Here is an 18,147-nt window from a genome sequence, read left to right on the forward strand (position 1 = left end):
CGATGAAAGAAAATGATAATAAGGAGGCCATAATGTCAGAAATAGTAAAAGAAAAACCTATAATGGAAGAAGTACAGAGAAGATATAATAACTTTATTAAAGATAGATTGATGATGAATGAATATGATAAAAGACAGGCATATTTATACGGTAAGCAAATAATGCTTGAAGAAGAGCGAAGACTAGGAATTGAAGAAGGTGAAAAAAACAAAGCAATATCTATAGCTAGAAATTTTAAAAAAGCCGGTATCGATATAAAAATAATTAGTGAAAATACAGGCTTAAGTATAGAAGAAATAGAAAAATTGTAAGTTTATAAATGTTAGTATTTGATAAAAAGGATGCAGCATATAATAAATTAAAAACATATAGAACTAACAAAAAACTTGTACGTGTAGTAACAAATAAGTTTTTTATATAAAATAAAAAAGTAAGCCGACCAACGCTCTGCAAGGCACCCTTCGGGTGACATAACAACAACCAAGCGAGCCAGCCAACACTCTGTGTGCCGAGGAAGGTACCCTTATGGGTGGCATAACAACAATAGGAAACAACATGAATATAGGTGCTGTAAGATCAATTCCAGCAATGTTTATTCTAAACTTCTTTACTTTAGGAATATACCATTACTATTGGATTTATTATATAAGTTTGGAAGTTAAAAAATTTACTAAGCGAAAAGATATATCTCCTGAATTAGAACTTTTGCTTAGCGTTATTACCTGCAATCTTTACAGCATATATTGGTATAATAAATACGGAAATATTATTCATAAAGAAATAGCTTTAAAAATTGATGAAAACGATAAAAATGATGTTACTCAAACAGTTATGGTTTCATTTATTATCGTATTATTTGTAGGTATGCCAATTATAGGCGGATTAATACTTGCTTTTGTTATGGGAGTATTGGTAAGCGGTATGGCAGTACTTTACGGAGGAGCTTATAATAGTTTTACTTTGAATCCTGAAGTATTATTAGTATTTGCTGGTACTATATTAGCACTCATTATTATTGTTATAGTGATTACTGCTATGATGCTTATTCCTGATATTATTATGCAAAAGAAGTTAAACGCTATATGGAATAAGGTAAAAGAAAATCATTATAATAAAAATATTTAAAATACCTAAATATAAATTAAATTACACACTACAAAAAGTATTAATTAAAATTTACTTTGAATATAAACTTCTTTTTTGTCAAAGCTGCTGCAGAGCGAAAAAGACATATAATTTTTATTATTTTCAAATCTTAATATTTAAATGATGCAGAACATAGAAATTAATATACAATTAATATATTTTAAAAATATGTAATATTATCAAATAGTACATCTTTTATTTCTCCTGAACGAAGATTATCATTAACAGATTTACGGATGCGTTCTTTTACTTCCTTCATATTATTCATAAATGGTTCTGTCTGATATTCGGCAAAAATAGAATAAATTTCATCTTTAAGTATATAGGATATTTCCGGCAATTCAACTGCAAGCATTCTAACATTATCTTGATAAGTAAAAATAACGTCAACCGCAATATAAATAGTATTATAATTATTATCTATTGTCTGTATTTGAAACTGCCCCAAATTATAAATAGTAGGAGGCTGAGCATAAATATTTAAACTAAACAAATAAATAAAAAATAATAAAAATATAATTTTTTTCATAATTAAACTTCCTATACAGATAGATGATAATACAAAAAATATTTTTTTCAAGAACATAATTATAAAATTATTAAACATTAATCTGTTAAATTATGGTCTTTTTTAATTTTTGCTGTACTTGAAAAAAAATCGAAATTCCTATAAAATAAACATAATATTTTAAAAAATTACTTTAATAATTAGGATTAAATAATATGGAATATGAAGCAGTCATAGGATTAGAAGTGCATGTTCAGCTTAATACTAAAACTAAAGCATTCTGTTCATGCCCAAACACTTTCGGTGCTCCTGCAAACACTCTTACTTGCCCAAGATGTCAGGCTCACCCTGGTACTTTGCCTATAGTTAATAAAGAAATGGTGCATAAAACTATCAAAGCAGGACTTGCTACTAACTGCACTATTCAAAAGAAAAGCAGATTTGCTAGAAAACATTATTTCTATCCAGATTTGCCTTCCTACTATCAAATTACTCAAATGGACGAACCTATTTGTACAGAAGGCCATCTTGATATTACCGTACTTAATGATGACGGATCTTCTTATAACAAAAGCATAAGAATAAACAGAATACATATGGAAGAAGATGCTGGAAAACTTGTACATGATGATACTGGAAGACCTTTAAGCTATGTAGATTTAAACCGTGCAGGCTGCTGTTTAATAGAATGCGTAAGCGAGCCTGATATTTCTACTGGTGAAGAAGCATATCAGTATTTAACAGAGCTAAAAAAGATTTTCAAATATATTGATGTTTCTGACTGTAATATGGAAGAAGGTTCTTTAAGATGCGATGCCAATGTTTCTATACGTCCTAAAGGAAGCAAAGAATTAGGTACTAAAACTGAAGTAAAAAATATGAACAGCTTCAGAAATGTAAGACTTGCCATCGATTATGAAATCAAAAGACAAATTAAAGCATTAAATAACGGCGAGAAAATCTTACAGGAAACCAGACTTTACGATGCTAAAGAAAACACTACTAAAGGAATGCGTTCTAAAGAAGGTGCTGCAGATTACAGATATTTCCCAGACCCAGATATACCTCTTTTAGTGCTTAAAGACGAAGAAATAGAACAAGCAAGAAAAGAACTTCCAGAACTTCCTCAGCATAAACGTGAAAGACTTAAAAAAGATTATGATTTGCCAGATCAGGATATAGTTGTACTCACAGAAGATGCAGCATTAGCTGATTATTATGAAGCTGCTGTTAAAGCTTATCCTAAACAGCCTAAGAAAATAAGCAACTGGATAATGGTTGAAGTTAATGCATACTTAAACAAAAAACTTCTTACTATAAAAGATTTCAAACCTAAAGCAGAGCATATAGGAGAGATTTTCAAACTTATAGATGAAGGCGTTATAAGCGGTAAAATAGCTAAAGAAATATTTGAAGATATGTGCGAAACAGGAGAAGCTCCTTCTGCTATAGTTGAGAAAAAAGGTATTAAACAAGTCAGCGATACTGGTGAGCTTGAAGCTATAATCAGAAAAGTTTTAGAAGATAACCCTAAATCAGTAGCAGACTTCAAAGCAGGTAAAGAAAAATCATTCGGATTCTTAGTAGGTCAGACTATGAAAGCTACTAAAGGTCAGGGTAACCCTAAACTTGTTAATGAAGTTTTAAGAAAAATTTTAAGCGAATAATTTTATAAATAATAAATTTGATAATTAAATCACCTCTGAAATAAGTTGTTTTAGAGGTGATTTATTTTTATATAAGGGATAATTTATGAATAATAATAAAATGATAAATAATGTATATCATTTAAGTTTAATTGAATTACTATATAATGCTGCTAACAATGAATTCTATTTTTCAATACCATTATATCAAAGAGATTATTCTTGGAAAAAAGATAATATAAGTGAATTTATAAATGATATATTTGAAGCATATGATGCATATTTAAACGGCTATCATAATAATTATTTTTTTGGTTCTGTAATAACACTAGTAGAAGATAAAGATCATAATAAACATAATTTGATAGATGGTCAGCAAAGATTAACAACATTTATTTTATTTTTAAAAATAATGCAAAAAGATTTTAATGAACAATGTTTATCTAAAATTGCTTCATATCCAGAAGATGATCAGGAAATAATTTCTGAATTAAGTACATATTTAAGAAATTGCTTATGGGCAAAGAAAAAAGAGATATGTAAAATCATGTCAGAAAAATCTAATGATTCATCTTATTTAATAGATTTATTATTAGATAAAGATTTAGATAATAAAATATTAATACATAAAAATTATTATTTATTAAAAGATTTTTATGATGATTTGAAAAAAGAATATTCAAAAAACTTTAATATTATAAAATTTATAAATTTTGTTTTATCAAATATAGAATTTGTAAAAGTTGAAACTTCATCTAGAAGCAGTGCTTTAAAAATATTTTCTGTTTTAAATACAAGAGGACTCGAATTAAATTCTACTGATATTATTAAAGCAGAAATGATGTATTATTTAAATGATAGTAGACATAAAGATTTTGAATCTAAATGGAGAGCTTTAGAGCAAAAATCTTCTGAATTAAATACATCATTGGAGTCTTTATTTAAATATTATATTACTATGTACAAACCTGATAGTATCAAAGGTACAAATGATGAAAACATTAGAGAGTTATGGAAAGATAAAGATAAATGGGATGCCATAATAGAATTTGAAAATTTTATATCTTGTTATGAGCATATTATGAATATGAGGAATTCTTATATTTGGTGTTTAAGACATTTGTTAATAATGGGCAAAAATGCATATACTTGGATTCCCGTACTTACATTTATGAAGTTTAAAAACTATAGTGATAATGATATCATGTATATTGCTGAATTTTTAGTAAAATGGCATTGGCTGCATCTAATAAATGGTTATACAATAGAAAAAATAAAATCTTTTAATTTTGCTATTGTAAGAGTTATAAAAAGTGATAATAATTCTATAAATGAAATTATAAAATTAGAGCCAAGAATTATTACATATGATAATAAAACCTTAGAAATATTATCCAAAGGAGTTTGTAATACTTTAAGAATATCTAATTTTTATAATTTGAAATGGGGACGTGCATTATTATATTTTTTATATAATAAACCATTGTTGGAAACTTTAGAAAATACTATAGATATAGCTTTTACTCCGCTAAAATCTACAATAGAACATATATATCCCCAAAATCCAAAAGATGATATATGGATAAATTGCTCAGAAGATTTTAAACACAGACTAGGAAATTTAACTTTACTTGATAAAAGATCAAATATACAAGCAAGTAATGATATTGATAAAAAAATTAAAATATATAATAACAAATTATTTATGTATACTCCTGAACTTTCAAGAGAAAATCCATGGTCAGATGAAAAAATAGCATTGAGAACTGAGGAATTAATAAAAGATTTTTGTGAGTACATAAATATTGATTATTATAAATAAATTTAAAAATTTTCAGTATATGTTTAATGCATTAGAAAAGAAAGTTCTATTCTATACATTAAACATATATTAAAAAATATTATTTAGCTGCATTTCCCGCTACATTCAATGAATCCCAAGTCTTTGCAAATGGAGGTGCATAACATAAATCAAGCATACCTAATTCATCTACAGTAAGTCCTGCATATATGCAAGCTGATATCACATCTGCTCTTAATACTGCCCCTCTTTTTCCTAATACCTGTCCGCCTATTATTTTTCTGCTGTCAGATAAATACACTAACTTTATATGCAAATCCTGATAATCAGGATAATAATGTGTATGATCTGTATCTTTTATAGTAACTGTTTTATAATTAATATTTCTTTTTTTAGCCTCTTCTTCTGTAATTCCTGTTCTTGCTGCTTCAAGTTCAAAAACAAGCACACATGCACTAGTTAAACTGCCTATAAATTTTTCATGTCCTCCAAGTAAATTACTTGCTGCCATTCTTCCTAATTTATTAGCTCCTGTTGCAAGCGCAGCGTAATTTTGTTCATCAAGAACTTTATCATATATACTGGCACAGTCCCCTGCTGCATATATAGAATCTATACTTGTTTTTCCTTCTCTGTCAATAAGTATAGCTCCATTATCCATTAATTTAATACCTGCTTTCTTTGCTAAATCCGTATTAGGTCTCACTCCTACAGCAACAATAACATAATCAGCTTCATATTTGCCTTTATCTGTAACAACGGCTTTAACATTGTTTTTATCATCAGCTTCTAATGAAACAGCTTTTTCATTAAGACGTAAATTAACATTCTTCTTTACATGCTCAGCCAGTATATTAGAAAATTCTTTATCAAATTTATTTCCTAATACTCTGTCAGAATATTGTATTATAGTAACATTTTTTCCTATGTGCTTTAATGCATGTGCTGCCTCAATTCCAATAAAACCAGCTCCTAATATTACAACATTTTTTATATCTGCATCATTCATCTTCTCTTTTATATTTAAAGCATCATTAAATTCTTTCAATGCTGATACATTTCCTATATTGATATTTTGAATATTAGGTATAATTGAGTTTGCACCTGTAGCTATAAGAAGCGAATCATAACTATCCTCAAACTCTCTGTTATTCACTAAATCCTTTACCAATACTTTTTTATTTACAGCATCTATTTTTAATACTTCATGTTTTACTTTTAAATCTATTCCCGATTTTATAATAGCTTCTGCACTTCTTGCCAGCATGGTATTAGGACTGTCATAAAAACCGCCTATATAGTACGGCATTCCGCATGCTCCCCAAGATACAATATCTGTTTTTTCATAAACTGTTATTACAGCTTCTTTATTCAGTCTTTTAGCTTTAGCCGCCGCACTCATCCCAGCAGCAACTCCTCCTATTATAATAACTTTCTTCATTATTAACTCCTTATAATACTTAGTAATATATAATATACCAAAACAGCTATATTTTACTATAAAAAAAATTCAGCATTCAGTTAAAATCTTATCTTTTATCAAAATCCATGAAATTAATAAATATGTATGTATTTATTAAACAACTATAGGAAACATTATGAAAAATAAATACCATTCTATAAAAAATTACCGTATAAAAACATCATATAATAATAACGTTAAACTGCAACAATAAATTTATTTTTTATTTAAAGTAAAGTTGAAAAAAAATCAATAGCATATATACTAATATATAATTTTTATAAAAAATGTTTTTAATGAATTTTTGGGGAAAGTAAATCATTATGGATAATTTAGAAAATAAAATAACAAATATGATTATGTATTATAAAGGATTATGCGAAAAAGATCCGCACAATTTAAAAGCTGTAATCGATTTCGGTATATTCTATACTCAATTAGGAAAACATATAGAAGCTATAGAGATGTTCAAAAAAGCCTTAACTTTAAACAGCAATGACTATTCAATATGGAGACTTATTGGAATATCATATACAAAAATTAAAAACTATTATAATGCTGTTATGTATTTAGAAAAAGCTTATCAGTTGGAAAGCAATGACTATATAAGTATGAATTGGCTTGGTAAATGCTATATAGAAATAGGCAGATATGAAGATGCTGTTAATATTTTAAATAAATCTTTTATGATAGCATCTAAGGAATATGTTAATTGGAGAAGCCTTGCAATAGCGTTATATCATTTAAATAGAATTGATGAATCTATAGATGCTTTTGAAAGAGCTATGGAACTTAATAAATATGATTATGAGAGTTTATATTGGCTTGCTGTTATATATAAAGAAAAATATGAATATAAAAAAGCTATAACCTTATTTAAAAAAATATCAGAAACTGATAATGATAATTATTCCGTACATTTTAATACAGGAATATGTTTTTTTATGATAAATGATTTTAATAATGCCCTATCTTCATTTAATAAAGCATTAAATATAGATAATAATGATTATATGCTTTACTACTATATTGGTGTATCATTTTATAACATGAAGGATTACAGCAAAGCTATCGATTATTTTAATATATCAATAGAGAAAAACAATACATACTCACTTTCTTATTATTATTTAGGATTATCATATTATGCAGCAGGGATTTATGATAATTCAATTAATATGCTTGAGGAATGCATAAAATTAGATGAAAGCAACAAAGATGCTTATGTATCTCTTTCAAATGCTTATAGTGCTGTAGGAGAAATGGAAAATTCTTCAGAAGTATTTAATAAATATAAATATCAGTAAATTTATATCAAATTTAAATCGTTAAAAACTGGAAGATTAAGCTGGTAAACCTATAATATTTTTACATTAAAATTTTAATTATATATTAATGAAAATAAGCTATTGAGTATCAGTTTCATCATCTAATACAGTTTCATTTATTATAATGCCGTAACCGCTTATTTCTAGCTGATATTTGTCATTTAATATTATTATATAATTTTTATTCTTTCTTTCTATGCTGGTAATTTTTGAATGAGGATATGAATTATCTATAACATTAACCATAGATTTATGTATGCAGCTTCTAGGTATTCCTTTTGCTTTTGCTTTATCATTAGTAGCTGTTATTTTTTTCCACAAACCTGTATTATAAAATATAAAATTATATCCAAAATCTATATCAACTTCATAACCGCCGCCGTTTTGGTATAATGCTACAGTTTCTATATTATTACCAGGAAAATTTATATTTAAAAAATTCTGAGCCCTAAGCGGAAGCGAATTTTCAGTTATAGACTGACAATATAAACATACACTAAATATCAAAGCTGATACACAAATTATAAATAATCTAAAATATTTCATAACATTATAATTTTCGTATTTTATTTCCATTAGGTTAGAAATTTTTATATAAATTTAATGGCTATAAACTTATAAATAGTTTATAGCCATTCCCCCATATAATTAGATGTTTTCTTACTCTACACTATTTACATTATCAACTTTTTCTATGACATCATTATACTCATCTATCATAGATTCGTACTCATCGTCATTTAAAATCGAAGAATTATCATAATTATTTAAGGAATCGAATTTGTCTGTCATGATAGAACCTCCTTTTAAATAATTCTTATTTTTCATAATAAATTAAATAACGTGTACACTAATTATTATTTACCATGTAGTAGTATAATATTTTATTAATAAAATTTGCTTTATATTATAATAATAACAAAAATTTTACAGCTGTCATATATTTTTTTAAATTTTTTTTACAAAAAGAAATTTGAAAAAACATTAATTATCAAAATATTTTTTTAAATCATTTTCATTTATGTTTATAGCTATAATCTTTTTGCTGTTTTTCTCTCCTTTTAATATTTCAGCATCTCTTTTTTTGATATTAAGCTCATCAGCCAAAAAATCAATTATAGCCTTATTAGCTTTGCCGTCTATAGCCTTAGCCATAATACGAATGGAATGGACCCCATTTTCAAATTTAAAACTGTTGGATTTAGCTCCCGCTGTTACTTTAACTTCTATGTTCATAATTCATTAAAATATAAAAATTATTTAATTTTACAAATATTACTAAATCCTGCTGTAGGAACTCCCAAAGCCCTTATAAGTCTTGCCCAATAATTAACCTGTGCCGCAGTGGAAGCTAATATTAATATTGCATGCTCTGAATACTCTTTTTTTACTTCTGTGATTAATTCTTCAGATATTATTACCGGAGTTTTTGTTATAGCAGAAATATATTTTAAAGCTGTTTTTTCTTTTTTTGACATAGTTGTACAATTTTCTATATCTTTATTTTGAATGTATTTTATTTCTTCTTCTGTTACATTATCTTTGTCATATTCAAAACTGTTCATATCTATACAAAACGGACATGCAGCATCTATTGATATTTGTATTCTTATGAGTTTCAAAAGCCTTTTAGGTACTTCTTTATCATCATGAGTTATTAAGGCTTCCATTACACCTGAACTTATTGCAGTTTTAGGATTCCAAGCTAAAATCTTTGGAAGCAGTAAATCTTTTTTCACTTTCTTTTTCGCTATCCACATAGGCAGTTTTAAAAAGAAAGGTATTCTTTTAGGAGGATTTATGTATGCTTCTTCTGAACTTCTGAAGTAATTATCTTTAGTACTTTGTATATTGAAATTTACATTATCCATTAAATTATCCTTTTTTAAATTAGTATTATTTTTTAAGCAAGTTTATAGCTAGCAAAATAAAATTTTCCTTGTTGGTTTTATATATACCTATACTTTGCTTTCAAAATAATTGTCTTTAGTACTTTTGTATTTCAAAATTCATATTATTCATTAATTACACTTTTTTAAAATTGTTTTTATATTTAATGCATAACATAATTTTTTTATTATATAAAAAACTAAAAAATATTATCTTTTATATAAATAATTAATAATTATTTTTTATACTAATATATATAATTATACATAAGTAGTTTAAATTTATCAAATTATAACTTATAATATTAGCCTAATTGTTTTAAAGTGAGATTATGAATAATATAAATAAATACTTACATGAAATAGACGAATATATAGAAAATAATAATTATAATGATGCATTTTCTCTATGTAATAATATTTTAAATAACATAGCGCCTAATAATATCGAAGCTATATTCAAAGCAGGATACTGTGCCTATAAACTAGAAAAATATGATACCGCTATGGTTAATTTTATAAAGGCTCTATCATTAGAAAAATCAAATATAAATAAAGCTATGTATAAATATTATATTGGAAGATGCTATGATATATTTGATTCATTAGATGATTCATTAGAATACTTTAAAGAAGCGTATAAGTTAGATAAATCAAACAAATATTATGCTTTATGGCTAGGTATCACTTATGCTAAAATAGGAGCTAATGATTTTAATTATAATGTAGCTTTACTATATTTGTATAAAGCTCTTGATATAGAAGATAGTTTACTATATAGATATGCAGGATATTGTCATATACAATTAAAAAATTTTGATACAGCAGTAGAATACCTTGAAAAATCTTTAGCATTAAAAGAAGATGATTATTTAACTAGATACTATTTAGGTTTAGCATATTTTTCTCTACAAATATATGATAAAGCTTTGGAACATTTAAGCGAATCTGTAAAATTGAAAGATGATGAATTTGACAGCTGGCTTTCTATTGGACTCCTATATAAAGTAATTGATGAAGAAGTTTTATCTGAAGAATGTTTTGAGAAGGCAAGAAACATTGCTTTAGAATATAATAATAATTTGGATTATGAACTTGATTGTTTCATTAAACTCTTGGAAGCACAGGAACATGAATATTTAAATTATCTAAATCTTGGAATATGCTATGCAAAATTAGAAAGCTATAAAAATGCTATTCACTATTTACTTGAATCTATAGAAATAAATGAAAAATACAGTAATGAAAATAATTATTTGGCATATTATTGGATAGGATATATCAATTATATAGACAGTGAATATGAAGAGGCTGTGAAATATTTGGAAAAATCTGTAAAGCTTAAAGGTTATGAAGATAATTATTTTATTTTATTCTGTTTGGGAGATTCTTATTTTAAACTAGGAAATTACAAAAAGGCACTGACTAATTTACATAAATCTTTGGAATTAAAAGAAGATGAAACAGAAACATACAAATTAATGGCAAAAGCATATGCTGAACTAGGTCAGAAAGATAAACATAATGAATATATTAATCAGTATAAAATACTATTAAAACAGGAAAAAAAGCACAATAAAAACTCTAAAGATCATAACAAAAAAATAGCTGACAAACAGCTGGAAAAAATGCAGGAAGATTATAATAATTATTTTAAATCATTTTCATATATGGATCATTCAAAAACTGCAGTTAATAATAAAATAGCTAATAATCAAATATACGTACAAAAAATATTTGAAGAAAATAAGATTACTGAACAAGATGTATCATATGATAAAACAGAAATAGAAAACAGAGATATAGTATTTTATGATGACTATTCCAATTCTCTAAGAATTGACATTAATAATTTTCTTATATTTTTATTTCAGGATATAGAAAAATCAGATTTATATCATTTATACTCCTCAAGCACAGAAAAAAACAGTTATATAAATTTTAATAATTTTAATATAGAAAATTTCTTATATTACAGAGATATAATAAAGAACGCTGTAAGACTTGATTTGAAAAAGAACAGACAAATGCAATATGTTAAGCTTATAGATAACAATGATGTAGAAGGTATAAAAAAAATAGTAGACCATATAGATGAGCTATTTAATTATACTTCTATTTCAATATTAAAGTTCATGCAGTCTTATTATCAAAAATATGATATAGAACTTTATTTTATATTGATGAGATTAATAGAAACCTATTTATAAATAAAATATCTGATTTTATTACACTGAAAATTTTTAAGTTTATCAATTTTTTCTTGTTCTTTTTCCTCACACGCTGCCGATACCATAGGAGGACTTTGTAGGCCCCCAGAGTGTCGAAAAAAGAACTGTGGGGTTTTGTAAGACAGCATGGCGGGCACCCGCCATATATTAAAAACAAAATATAGTTGTTTAGGTATATACTGCTTTTTATAATATTTTGAGTGTATGCCAATTACTTATTTGATTATATTCACAGCTAATTTGCTTCAATATTCATTATACAATAGCTTATATAAGTTTGACATATTTATTATATATATTATTCTAATTATTAAATACTTAAGATCACAAAAATTATTACAAAAAAAAATAAAAACTTGGGATATTTTGGTTTTTATTAAAAAATAATTTTAAGGAATATAAAAAATGAAAATAGTTATAATACCAGATTCATTTAAAGGCAGTGCAAGCAGTATGGAAGTTTGCTATTGTATAGAAAAAGGTGTACTAAAAGTATTTAAAGATGCACTTATAAAAAAAATACCTGTTGCAGATGGAGGCGAAGGAACAGTTGACTCTATACTTTATGCTGCAGGAGGAAATATAAAAAAGATAAATGTAAAAAACCCTGAAGGAAAAATCATAGAGGCTAAATACGGAATAATTAATAAAGAAAAAGCTGTTATAGAAATGGCGGAAGCCTCAGGACTTACTTTAATTAGTGACAAAGGAAGAAACCCTATTAAATATTCAACTTATGGTACAGGCGAACTTATAAAAGATGCTTTGAATAATAATATAAAAGAAATATTAATAGGCATAGGCGGAAGTGCTACTAATGACTGCGGTATTGGAATGGCTAATGCTTTAGGATATAAATTTTTGGATAAGAATAATAATGAACTTGAAGCTATTGCTGAAAATATGATAAAAGTAGCGAATATAGATTACAGCAATGTTGATAAGAGAATATTTGATATAAAATTGAGCGTTGCATGCGATGTCAAAAATCCGCTTTATGGTGAAAATGGAGCTACTGCTGTATACGGCAAACAAAAAGGAGTTACAGAAGAAAGTTTTGATATACTTGATAACGGACTTAAAAATATAGCTAAAATTGTAAAAGAAAAATTCGCTAAAGAGATAGATCATATTGAAGGAGCAGGAGCTGCAGGAGGACTTGGAGGCGGTCTTGTTGCTTTTTGTAATGCTGAATTAAAAAGCGGAATTGATGCCGTTCTTGATATAATAGATTTTGAAGAACATATAAAAGATGCTTCTCTTATTATTACAGGAGAAGGTGCTATTGACGGGCAGACTAAAAAGGGAAAAGTGCCTGTAGGAGTTGCAAGAAGAGCTAATCAAATTCCTGTAATAGCAATAGTTGGAGATATAAGAGATGGTGCTGAAGCTGTTTATGATATGGGAATTATATCTATTATGCCTGCTTTAAAAAGAGCTATGCCGCTTGAAGAAGCTATAGTAAATTCCAAAACGTTAATAGAAGATGCCGCTGAGAGAGCCTGCAGATTCATAAGTATTAATTTAAAATAATTATGTATACAATAAATAAGGAATGAAAATAAAAACTTTCTCATTCCTTATTTATAAAACTATATTTGCTTTTTATATTTTAATTATTAGTTTCAAGCATTCCTTTCGTAGATAATACTTCATTTTTATATTTTTCATCTATTTCAACAGCCTGAGCTAATGCACGAGCAGCACCTTTAAAAATGGATTCTATTATATGATGCGTATTCTCTCCGTAAAAAGTTTTTATGTGAAGTGTTATGTTCATAGAATTAGTAAAAGCAACGAAAAATTCTTTTACTAATTCCGTATCAAAATCTCCAACCTTTTCATGCTTCAAATCGGCATCAAAAACTAAATGGCTTCTTCCGCATATATCAACAGCAGCTAAAGTTAATGCTTCACACATAGGCATAAAAAAATTGCCGTATCTTTTTATACCTTTCATATCTCCTAATGCCTCAGAAAAACATTTGCCTAATACTATGCCGATATCTTCAACAGAATGATGATAATCAACATCTATGTCGCCGTCACATACTGTCTCTAAATCAAACCTTCCATGACGTGCAAATAAATCAAGCATATGATTTAAAAATCCTACTTTAGTATCATTTTTATATTTACCTGTTCCGTCAAGATTTAATTTTATTTTTATTTTTGTCTCATTAGTATTTCTTTCTATCTCAGAAACTCTCATATTATAATCTCCTAATTTTATCAATATAAAAATAAAAAAATTACAGTAATATTTAGTAATTTATATCATTTTTAGTATAAATTGCAATAATATTAAAAAATTATATATGAAATGTTCACATTTATTTCTATATAAAGTATTTTTTGTACACAATAAATAAATATATTTATGTTTTATTTGTTGAAAATAGAAATTTTATTTACTATAATAGTATATTATCATAAATAAATTTACGGAGTTTTTATTATGTCAGAAGAAGTTATAAAATGGTTTAGAGAAATCAGCAGGATACCAAGAGAATCTGAGAAAGAAAAAAGAATAAGCGATTTTTTAGTAAAATTTGCTAAGGAAAGAAATTTAGAAGTTTATCAAGATGAAGCTTTAAATGTTATCATAAAAAAGAAGGCTTCTAAAGGCTATGAAAATGCTCCAACAGTTATTATACAAGGTCATATAGATATGGTGTGTGAAAAAACATTAGACTCCAATCATGATTTTGATAATGACCCTATAGAATTAATACAAGAAGGAGATATTTTAAAAGCTAATAAAACTACATTAGGAGCTGATAACGGAATAGCTATAGCATATTCGCTTGCTCTGCTTGACAGTGATAATACAGCACACCCTAATCTTGAAATTGTATGCACAGCTTCTGAAGAAACTAATATGAATGGCGCTTTATCTTTAACAAAAGAACATTTAAGCGGAGAAATAATATTAAATATAGATGGCGAAGAAGAGGGAATATTTTTAATAAGTTCTGCAGGCGGAATTACTCCTTTAGTGAAATTTCAATTAGAAAAAGAGTCATTTAATTATGATTGTATAAAGGTAAAAATATCCAATCTTCAAGGCGGACATTCAGGCATGGAAATTGATAAGCAGAGAGCTAATGCTATAAAATTGATGGGAAGAGTATTATATGCTGTAAAAGATTTAATCAATATTGTTCATATCAGCGGAGGTTCAAAAGATAATGCTATAGCTTCATATGCTGAATTTATTATAGCTTCAAAAAATATAAATGAAGTAAAAGAAATAATATCAAAAATATATTCTGATATAAAAAATGAATATGAATTTGAAGACCCAGATATAATCATAACAGCAGAAGATGCGGGAAATGAATATAAAGAAATGTTCAGCAGAAAAACAACAGATGATATTATAGATTTTATATATACGGCTCCTTATGGTGTAGAATATATGTTTAACAATGATGAATTAAAAGGTATAGTAAAAGCCAGTCTCAATTTAGGTATTGTAGAAGAGAATGAAAAAGAAGTAATAATTACAATATCTATAAGAAGTGCATTAGACAGTATTTTAAATGAAATAAGAAATAAAATAAAAATATTAGCAAGAAGAATGAATGCCGATGTTGAAGAGACAAGCGAATATCCTTCTTGGCAGTATTCTAAAGAATCCAAAATAAGAGACATAGTATTAAAAAGCTATAAAGATTTTTCAGGCAAAGATCCTATAATAACTGCAGTACATGCAGGATTAGAATGCGGTATCTTGAAAAATCTTATTCCTAATGCAGATATTATAAGTTTTGGTCCTGATATTTTTAAAGTTCATACTCCAGAAGAATACTGCTCCATATCTTCAGTAAATAGAACTTTTGAATATTTAAAGAAACTTCTTTCAGAAATAAAACAATAAATTAATTTTTAAGGAGACATTATGTCAGAAAAGAAAAAACTATCTTTCCCTACCGCTTTTACGGTATTACTGATTGTATTATTTTTAGCCTGTGTATTAACTTATATAATTCCTGCAGGTTTATATTCTAAATTATCATATGATTCAACAAATAAAGTATTTGTTATTACCGATGCTAAAGGCGATATTACTCAAATGCCTGCTACTCAGGAAACTTTAGATCAATTAAAAATTACAGGAGATATTGAGAAATTTTTAGACGGAAGTATAAATAAACCTATATCCATACCCGGTACTTATGAAAAAGTTGGGCAAAAACCTCAGGGAGCAAAAGAATTTATAATAGCTCCTATATCTGGTATATATGATACTATAGGTATAATCTTATTTGTATTTATTTTAGGCGGTATAATAGGAGTATTAAATGCAATAGGTGCTTTCAGTGCAGGTATTGCCGCACTTTCAAAAGCCACTAAAGGAAAAGAGTTTATTTTAATAATAGCAGTTACGGCATTAATATCTTTAGGCGGCACAACTTTCGGTTTGGCAGAAGAAACTATAGCATTATATCCTATATTAGTACCTGTATTTTTGGCGGCTAAATATGATGTTCTTGTATGTATAGCTTCAGTTTATATGGGTTCTTGTATAGGAACTATGTTTGCCACAATAGGACCTTTTTCTGTAGTTGTAGCTTCAAATGCTGCAGGAATTAGTTTTGCTAACGGATTCAATTTCAGATTAATAGCATTTATTTTGGGTACTGCTTTAACTATTATTTATATATTAATATATGCAAAAAAAGTAAAAAAAGACCCTTCAAAATCATTAGCATATGATCAGAGAGAAGAGTTTGAAGCTAAATTCAAAACTGAAGGAGAAGCTCCCGCATTAACTCTAAAATTCAAAATCATATTATTAGTATTTATTGCAAGTTTCGGTATCTTAGTTTACGGTGTTGCTTCTAAAGGCTGGTGGTTTGAAGAGATGACTGCCCTATTTTTAGTAACAGCATTTATTATTGCCTTATTATCAGGACTAAGCGAAAAAGAATTTGTTAATCAATTTGTTACTGGTGCAGGCGATTTGCTTGGTGTAGCTTTCATTGTAGGTATTGCCAGAAGTATAAATATAGTATTAGAAAACGGTATGGTATCAGACACTATACTATATTTCTTCTCCAATTTAGTTACTGGTATGAATAAGAATGTATTTATAGTGATGATGATGTTTATATATTTGATTTTAGGTTTCTTTATACCATCAACTTCAGGCCTTGCTGTACTTTCTATACCTATTATGGCACCTTTAGCAGATTCTGTAGGAATAGGAAGAGATGCTATCATTTCTGCTTATGTATACGGACAAGGTTTAATGGCATTCATAACACCTACAGGACTTGCTCTTGCTTCTTTAACTATGGTTAATGTTACTTATAATAAATGGCTTAAATTGATAATTCCGTTTATGGGTATATTGGCGGTATTTTCAATATTAATGCTGATACTTCAAGTTAACTTGTAAAAATAATAAATATATTAACAAAAAAAGAGGTATTCTTAAAACTTTGGAATACCTCTTATTTTTTATATAATCTGATTTTCAAATAAACAATTATTTAGAATATATGCCAACTATTTTTAGTAATACTTCAGTCATCTTCTCTAAAGACTGAACAGGAATATATTCAAATCTGCTGTGAGCATTTTCTCCGCCTGTAGAAAGATTAGGACAAGGAAGACCTTTAAAAGATAATCTCGCTCCGTCAGTACCGCCTCTTATAGGTACTATATGTTCTTTTACTCCGCAGTCATTGAATGCTTTTATGGCATTATCTATTAAATGCATATGAGGAAGTATTTTCTCCTTCATATTAAAATAGCTGTCTTTCAATTCCAAAACAAAAGTATTTTCTCCGTATTTTTTATTTAGGAAATTTTTTATATCATTCATAAATTCTTTTTTCTTATTAAATTTATCAATATCATGATCTCTTATAATATATTCAAGACAAGCCTTTTCTTCATTTCCGTTTATAGATGATAAATGATAAAAACCTTCATAATTTTCTGTATACTGAGGTTTTTGTTCGGCAGGGAGCATTGAATTAAATTCTATTCCAAGAAGGATAGCATTTTTCATTTTATTTTTAGAATATCCGGGGTGAACATTAACACCATTAACTATTATATTGCATGAAGCGGCATTAAAGTTTTCATATTCTATTTCTCCTTTCTCTAAAAATTCTAGCAT

At 27.0% G+C, this 18,147-nt stretch carries 16 protein-coding genes and 1 pseudogene; 9 read left to right on the forward strand and 8 right to left on the reverse strand.

What is annotated here, in order from left to right:
- Both Q0J90_RS00575 and Q0J90_RS00580 read left to right on the forward strand, forming a co-directional pair.
- Positions 1 to 311: pseudogene (locus tag Q0J90_RS00575) on the forward strand (hypothetical protein); the annotation flags it as partial.
- A gap of 244 nt (positions 312 to 555) precedes the next feature.
- Positions 556 to 1,125, forward strand: coding sequence for a DUF4234 domain-containing protein (locus tag Q0J90_RS00580; protein ID WP_297276088.1), 570 nt, complete (start codon positions 556 to 558; stop codon positions 1,123 to 1,125).
- Between the two features lie 181 nt (positions 1,126 to 1,306).
- Here the strand turns inward: Q0J90_RS00580 and Q0J90_RS00585 are convergent, their stop codons facing one another.
- Positions 1,307 to 1,675, reverse strand: coding sequence for a hypothetical protein (locus Q0J90_RS00585; RefSeq protein ID WP_297276074.1), 369 nt, complete (start codon positions 1,673 to 1,675; stop codon positions 1,307 to 1,309).
- A 194-nt stretch (positions 1,676 to 1,869) separates the two neighbouring features.
- Between Q0J90_RS00585 and gatB the strand changes: the two genes are divergently transcribed.
- Together gatB and Q0J90_RS00595 are read left to right on the forward strand one after the other, a co-directional pair.
- A complete protein-coding gene (gene gatB, locus Q0J90_RS00590; RefSeq protein ID WP_297276075.1) occupies positions 1,870 to 3,321 on the forward strand; it encodes an Asp-tRNA(Asn)/Glu-tRNA(Gln) amidotransferase subunit GatB in 1,452 nt (483 codons plus the stop codon).
- 85 nt (positions 3,322 to 3,406) lie between these two features.
- Positions 3,407 to 5,122: a DUF262 domain-containing HNH endonuclease family protein gene (locus Q0J90_RS00595; RefSeq protein ID WP_297276076.1), complete on the forward strand. Its 1,716-nt coding sequence runs from the start codon at positions 3,407 to 3,409 to the stop codon at positions 5,120 to 5,122.
- A 79-nt stretch (positions 5,123 to 5,201) separates the two neighbouring features.
- Here Q0J90_RS00595 and Q0J90_RS00600 read toward each other — a convergent pair whose 3' ends face one another.
- A complete protein-coding gene (locus Q0J90_RS00600) occupies positions 5,202 to 6,542 on the reverse strand; it encodes a CoA-disulfide reductase (protein ID WP_297276077.1) in 1,341 nt (446 codons plus the stop codon).
- 344 nt (positions 6,543 to 6,886) lie between these two features.
- On the opposite strand from Q0J90_RS00600, the gene Q0J90_RS00605 reads away from it, so the two are divergent.
- Positions 6,887 to 7,870 (forward strand): tetratricopeptide repeat protein, encoded by a 984-nt coding sequence (locus Q0J90_RS00605; RefSeq protein WP_297276078.1) that lies wholly within the window; start codon positions 6,887 to 6,889, stop codon positions 7,868 to 7,870.
- A 99-nt stretch (positions 7,871 to 7,969) separates the two neighbouring features.
- Here the strand turns inward: Q0J90_RS00605 and Q0J90_RS00610 are convergent, their stop codons facing one another.
- The 4 genes from Q0J90_RS00610 to Q0J90_RS00625 all read right to left on the reverse strand — a co-directional run bounded on the left by Q0J90_RS00610 (position 7,970) and on the right by Q0J90_RS00625 (position 9,762).
- The gene (locus Q0J90_RS00610; protein WP_297276089.1) at positions 7,970 to 8,437 is read right to left on the reverse strand and encodes a PepSY-like domain-containing protein; all 468 of its coding nucleotides are present in this window, start codon (positions 8,435 to 8,437) and stop codon (positions 7,970 to 7,972) included.
- A gap of 114 nt (positions 8,438 to 8,551) precedes the next feature.
- The gene (locus tag Q0J90_RS00615; protein ID WP_297276079.1) at positions 8,552 to 8,683 is read right to left on the reverse strand and encodes a hypothetical protein; all 132 of its coding nucleotides are present in this window, start codon (positions 8,681 to 8,683) and stop codon (positions 8,552 to 8,554) included.
- Positions 8,684 to 8,875: 192 nt separating this feature from the next.
- Entirely contained in the window at positions 8,876 to 9,127 is a 252-nt protein-coding gene (locus Q0J90_RS00620) for a DUF167 domain-containing protein (RefSeq protein WP_297276080.1), read from the reverse strand.
- A 20-nt stretch (positions 9,128 to 9,147) separates the two neighbouring features.
- The gene (locus tag Q0J90_RS00625) at positions 9,148 to 9,762 is read right to left on the reverse strand and encodes a carboxymuconolactone decarboxylase family protein (protein WP_297276081.1); all 615 of its coding nucleotides are present in this window, start codon (positions 9,760 to 9,762) and stop codon (positions 9,148 to 9,150) included.
- Between the two features lie 350 nt (positions 9,763 to 10,112).
- Between Q0J90_RS00625 and Q0J90_RS00630 the strand changes: the two genes are divergently transcribed.
- Positions 10,113 to 11,990 (forward strand): tetratricopeptide repeat protein, encoded by a 1,878-nt coding sequence (locus Q0J90_RS00630; RefSeq protein ID WP_297276082.1) that lies wholly within the window; start codon positions 10,113 to 10,115, stop codon positions 11,988 to 11,990.
- 426 nt (positions 11,991 to 12,416) lie between these two features.
- A complete protein-coding gene (locus Q0J90_RS00635) occupies positions 12,417 to 13,544 on the forward strand; it encodes a glycerate kinase (RefSeq protein WP_297276083.1) in 1,128 nt (375 codons plus the stop codon).
- Between the two features lie 79 nt (positions 13,545 to 13,623).
- On the opposite strand, the gene hisB is transcribed toward Q0J90_RS00635, so the two are convergent.
- Positions 13,624 to 14,223, reverse strand: coding sequence for an imidazoleglycerol-phosphate dehydratase HisB (gene hisB, locus Q0J90_RS00640; protein ID WP_297276084.1), 600 nt, complete (start codon positions 14,221 to 14,223; stop codon positions 13,624 to 13,626).
- Between the two features lie 246 nt (positions 14,224 to 14,469).
- Between hisB and Q0J90_RS00645 the strand changes: the two genes are divergently transcribed.
- Both Q0J90_RS00645 and Q0J90_RS00650 read left to right on the forward strand, forming a co-directional pair.
- Positions 14,470 to 15,894: an aminoacyl-histidine dipeptidase gene (locus tag Q0J90_RS00645; RefSeq protein ID WP_297276085.1), complete on the forward strand. Its 1,425-nt coding sequence runs from the start codon at positions 14,470 to 14,472 to the stop codon at positions 15,892 to 15,894.
- Between the two features lie 21 nt (positions 15,895 to 15,915).
- Positions 15,916 to 17,418, forward strand: coding sequence for a YfcC family protein (locus Q0J90_RS00650; protein ID WP_297276086.1), 1,503 nt, complete (start codon positions 15,916 to 15,918; stop codon positions 17,416 to 17,418).
- 90 nt (positions 17,419 to 17,508) lie between these two features.
- Here the strand turns inward: Q0J90_RS00650 and pepT are convergent.
- The coding region (pepT, locus tag Q0J90_RS00655) for a tripeptide aminopeptidase PepT (RefSeq protein WP_297276087.1) at positions 17,509 to 18,147 on the reverse strand (639 nt) is incomplete at its 5' end.

This window comes from uncultured Brachyspira sp. (genome assembly GCF_944390595.1).
In the GTDB taxonomy this organism is placed as follows: domain Bacteria; phylum Spirochaetota; class Brachyspiria; order Brachyspirales; family Brachyspiraceae; genus Brachyspira.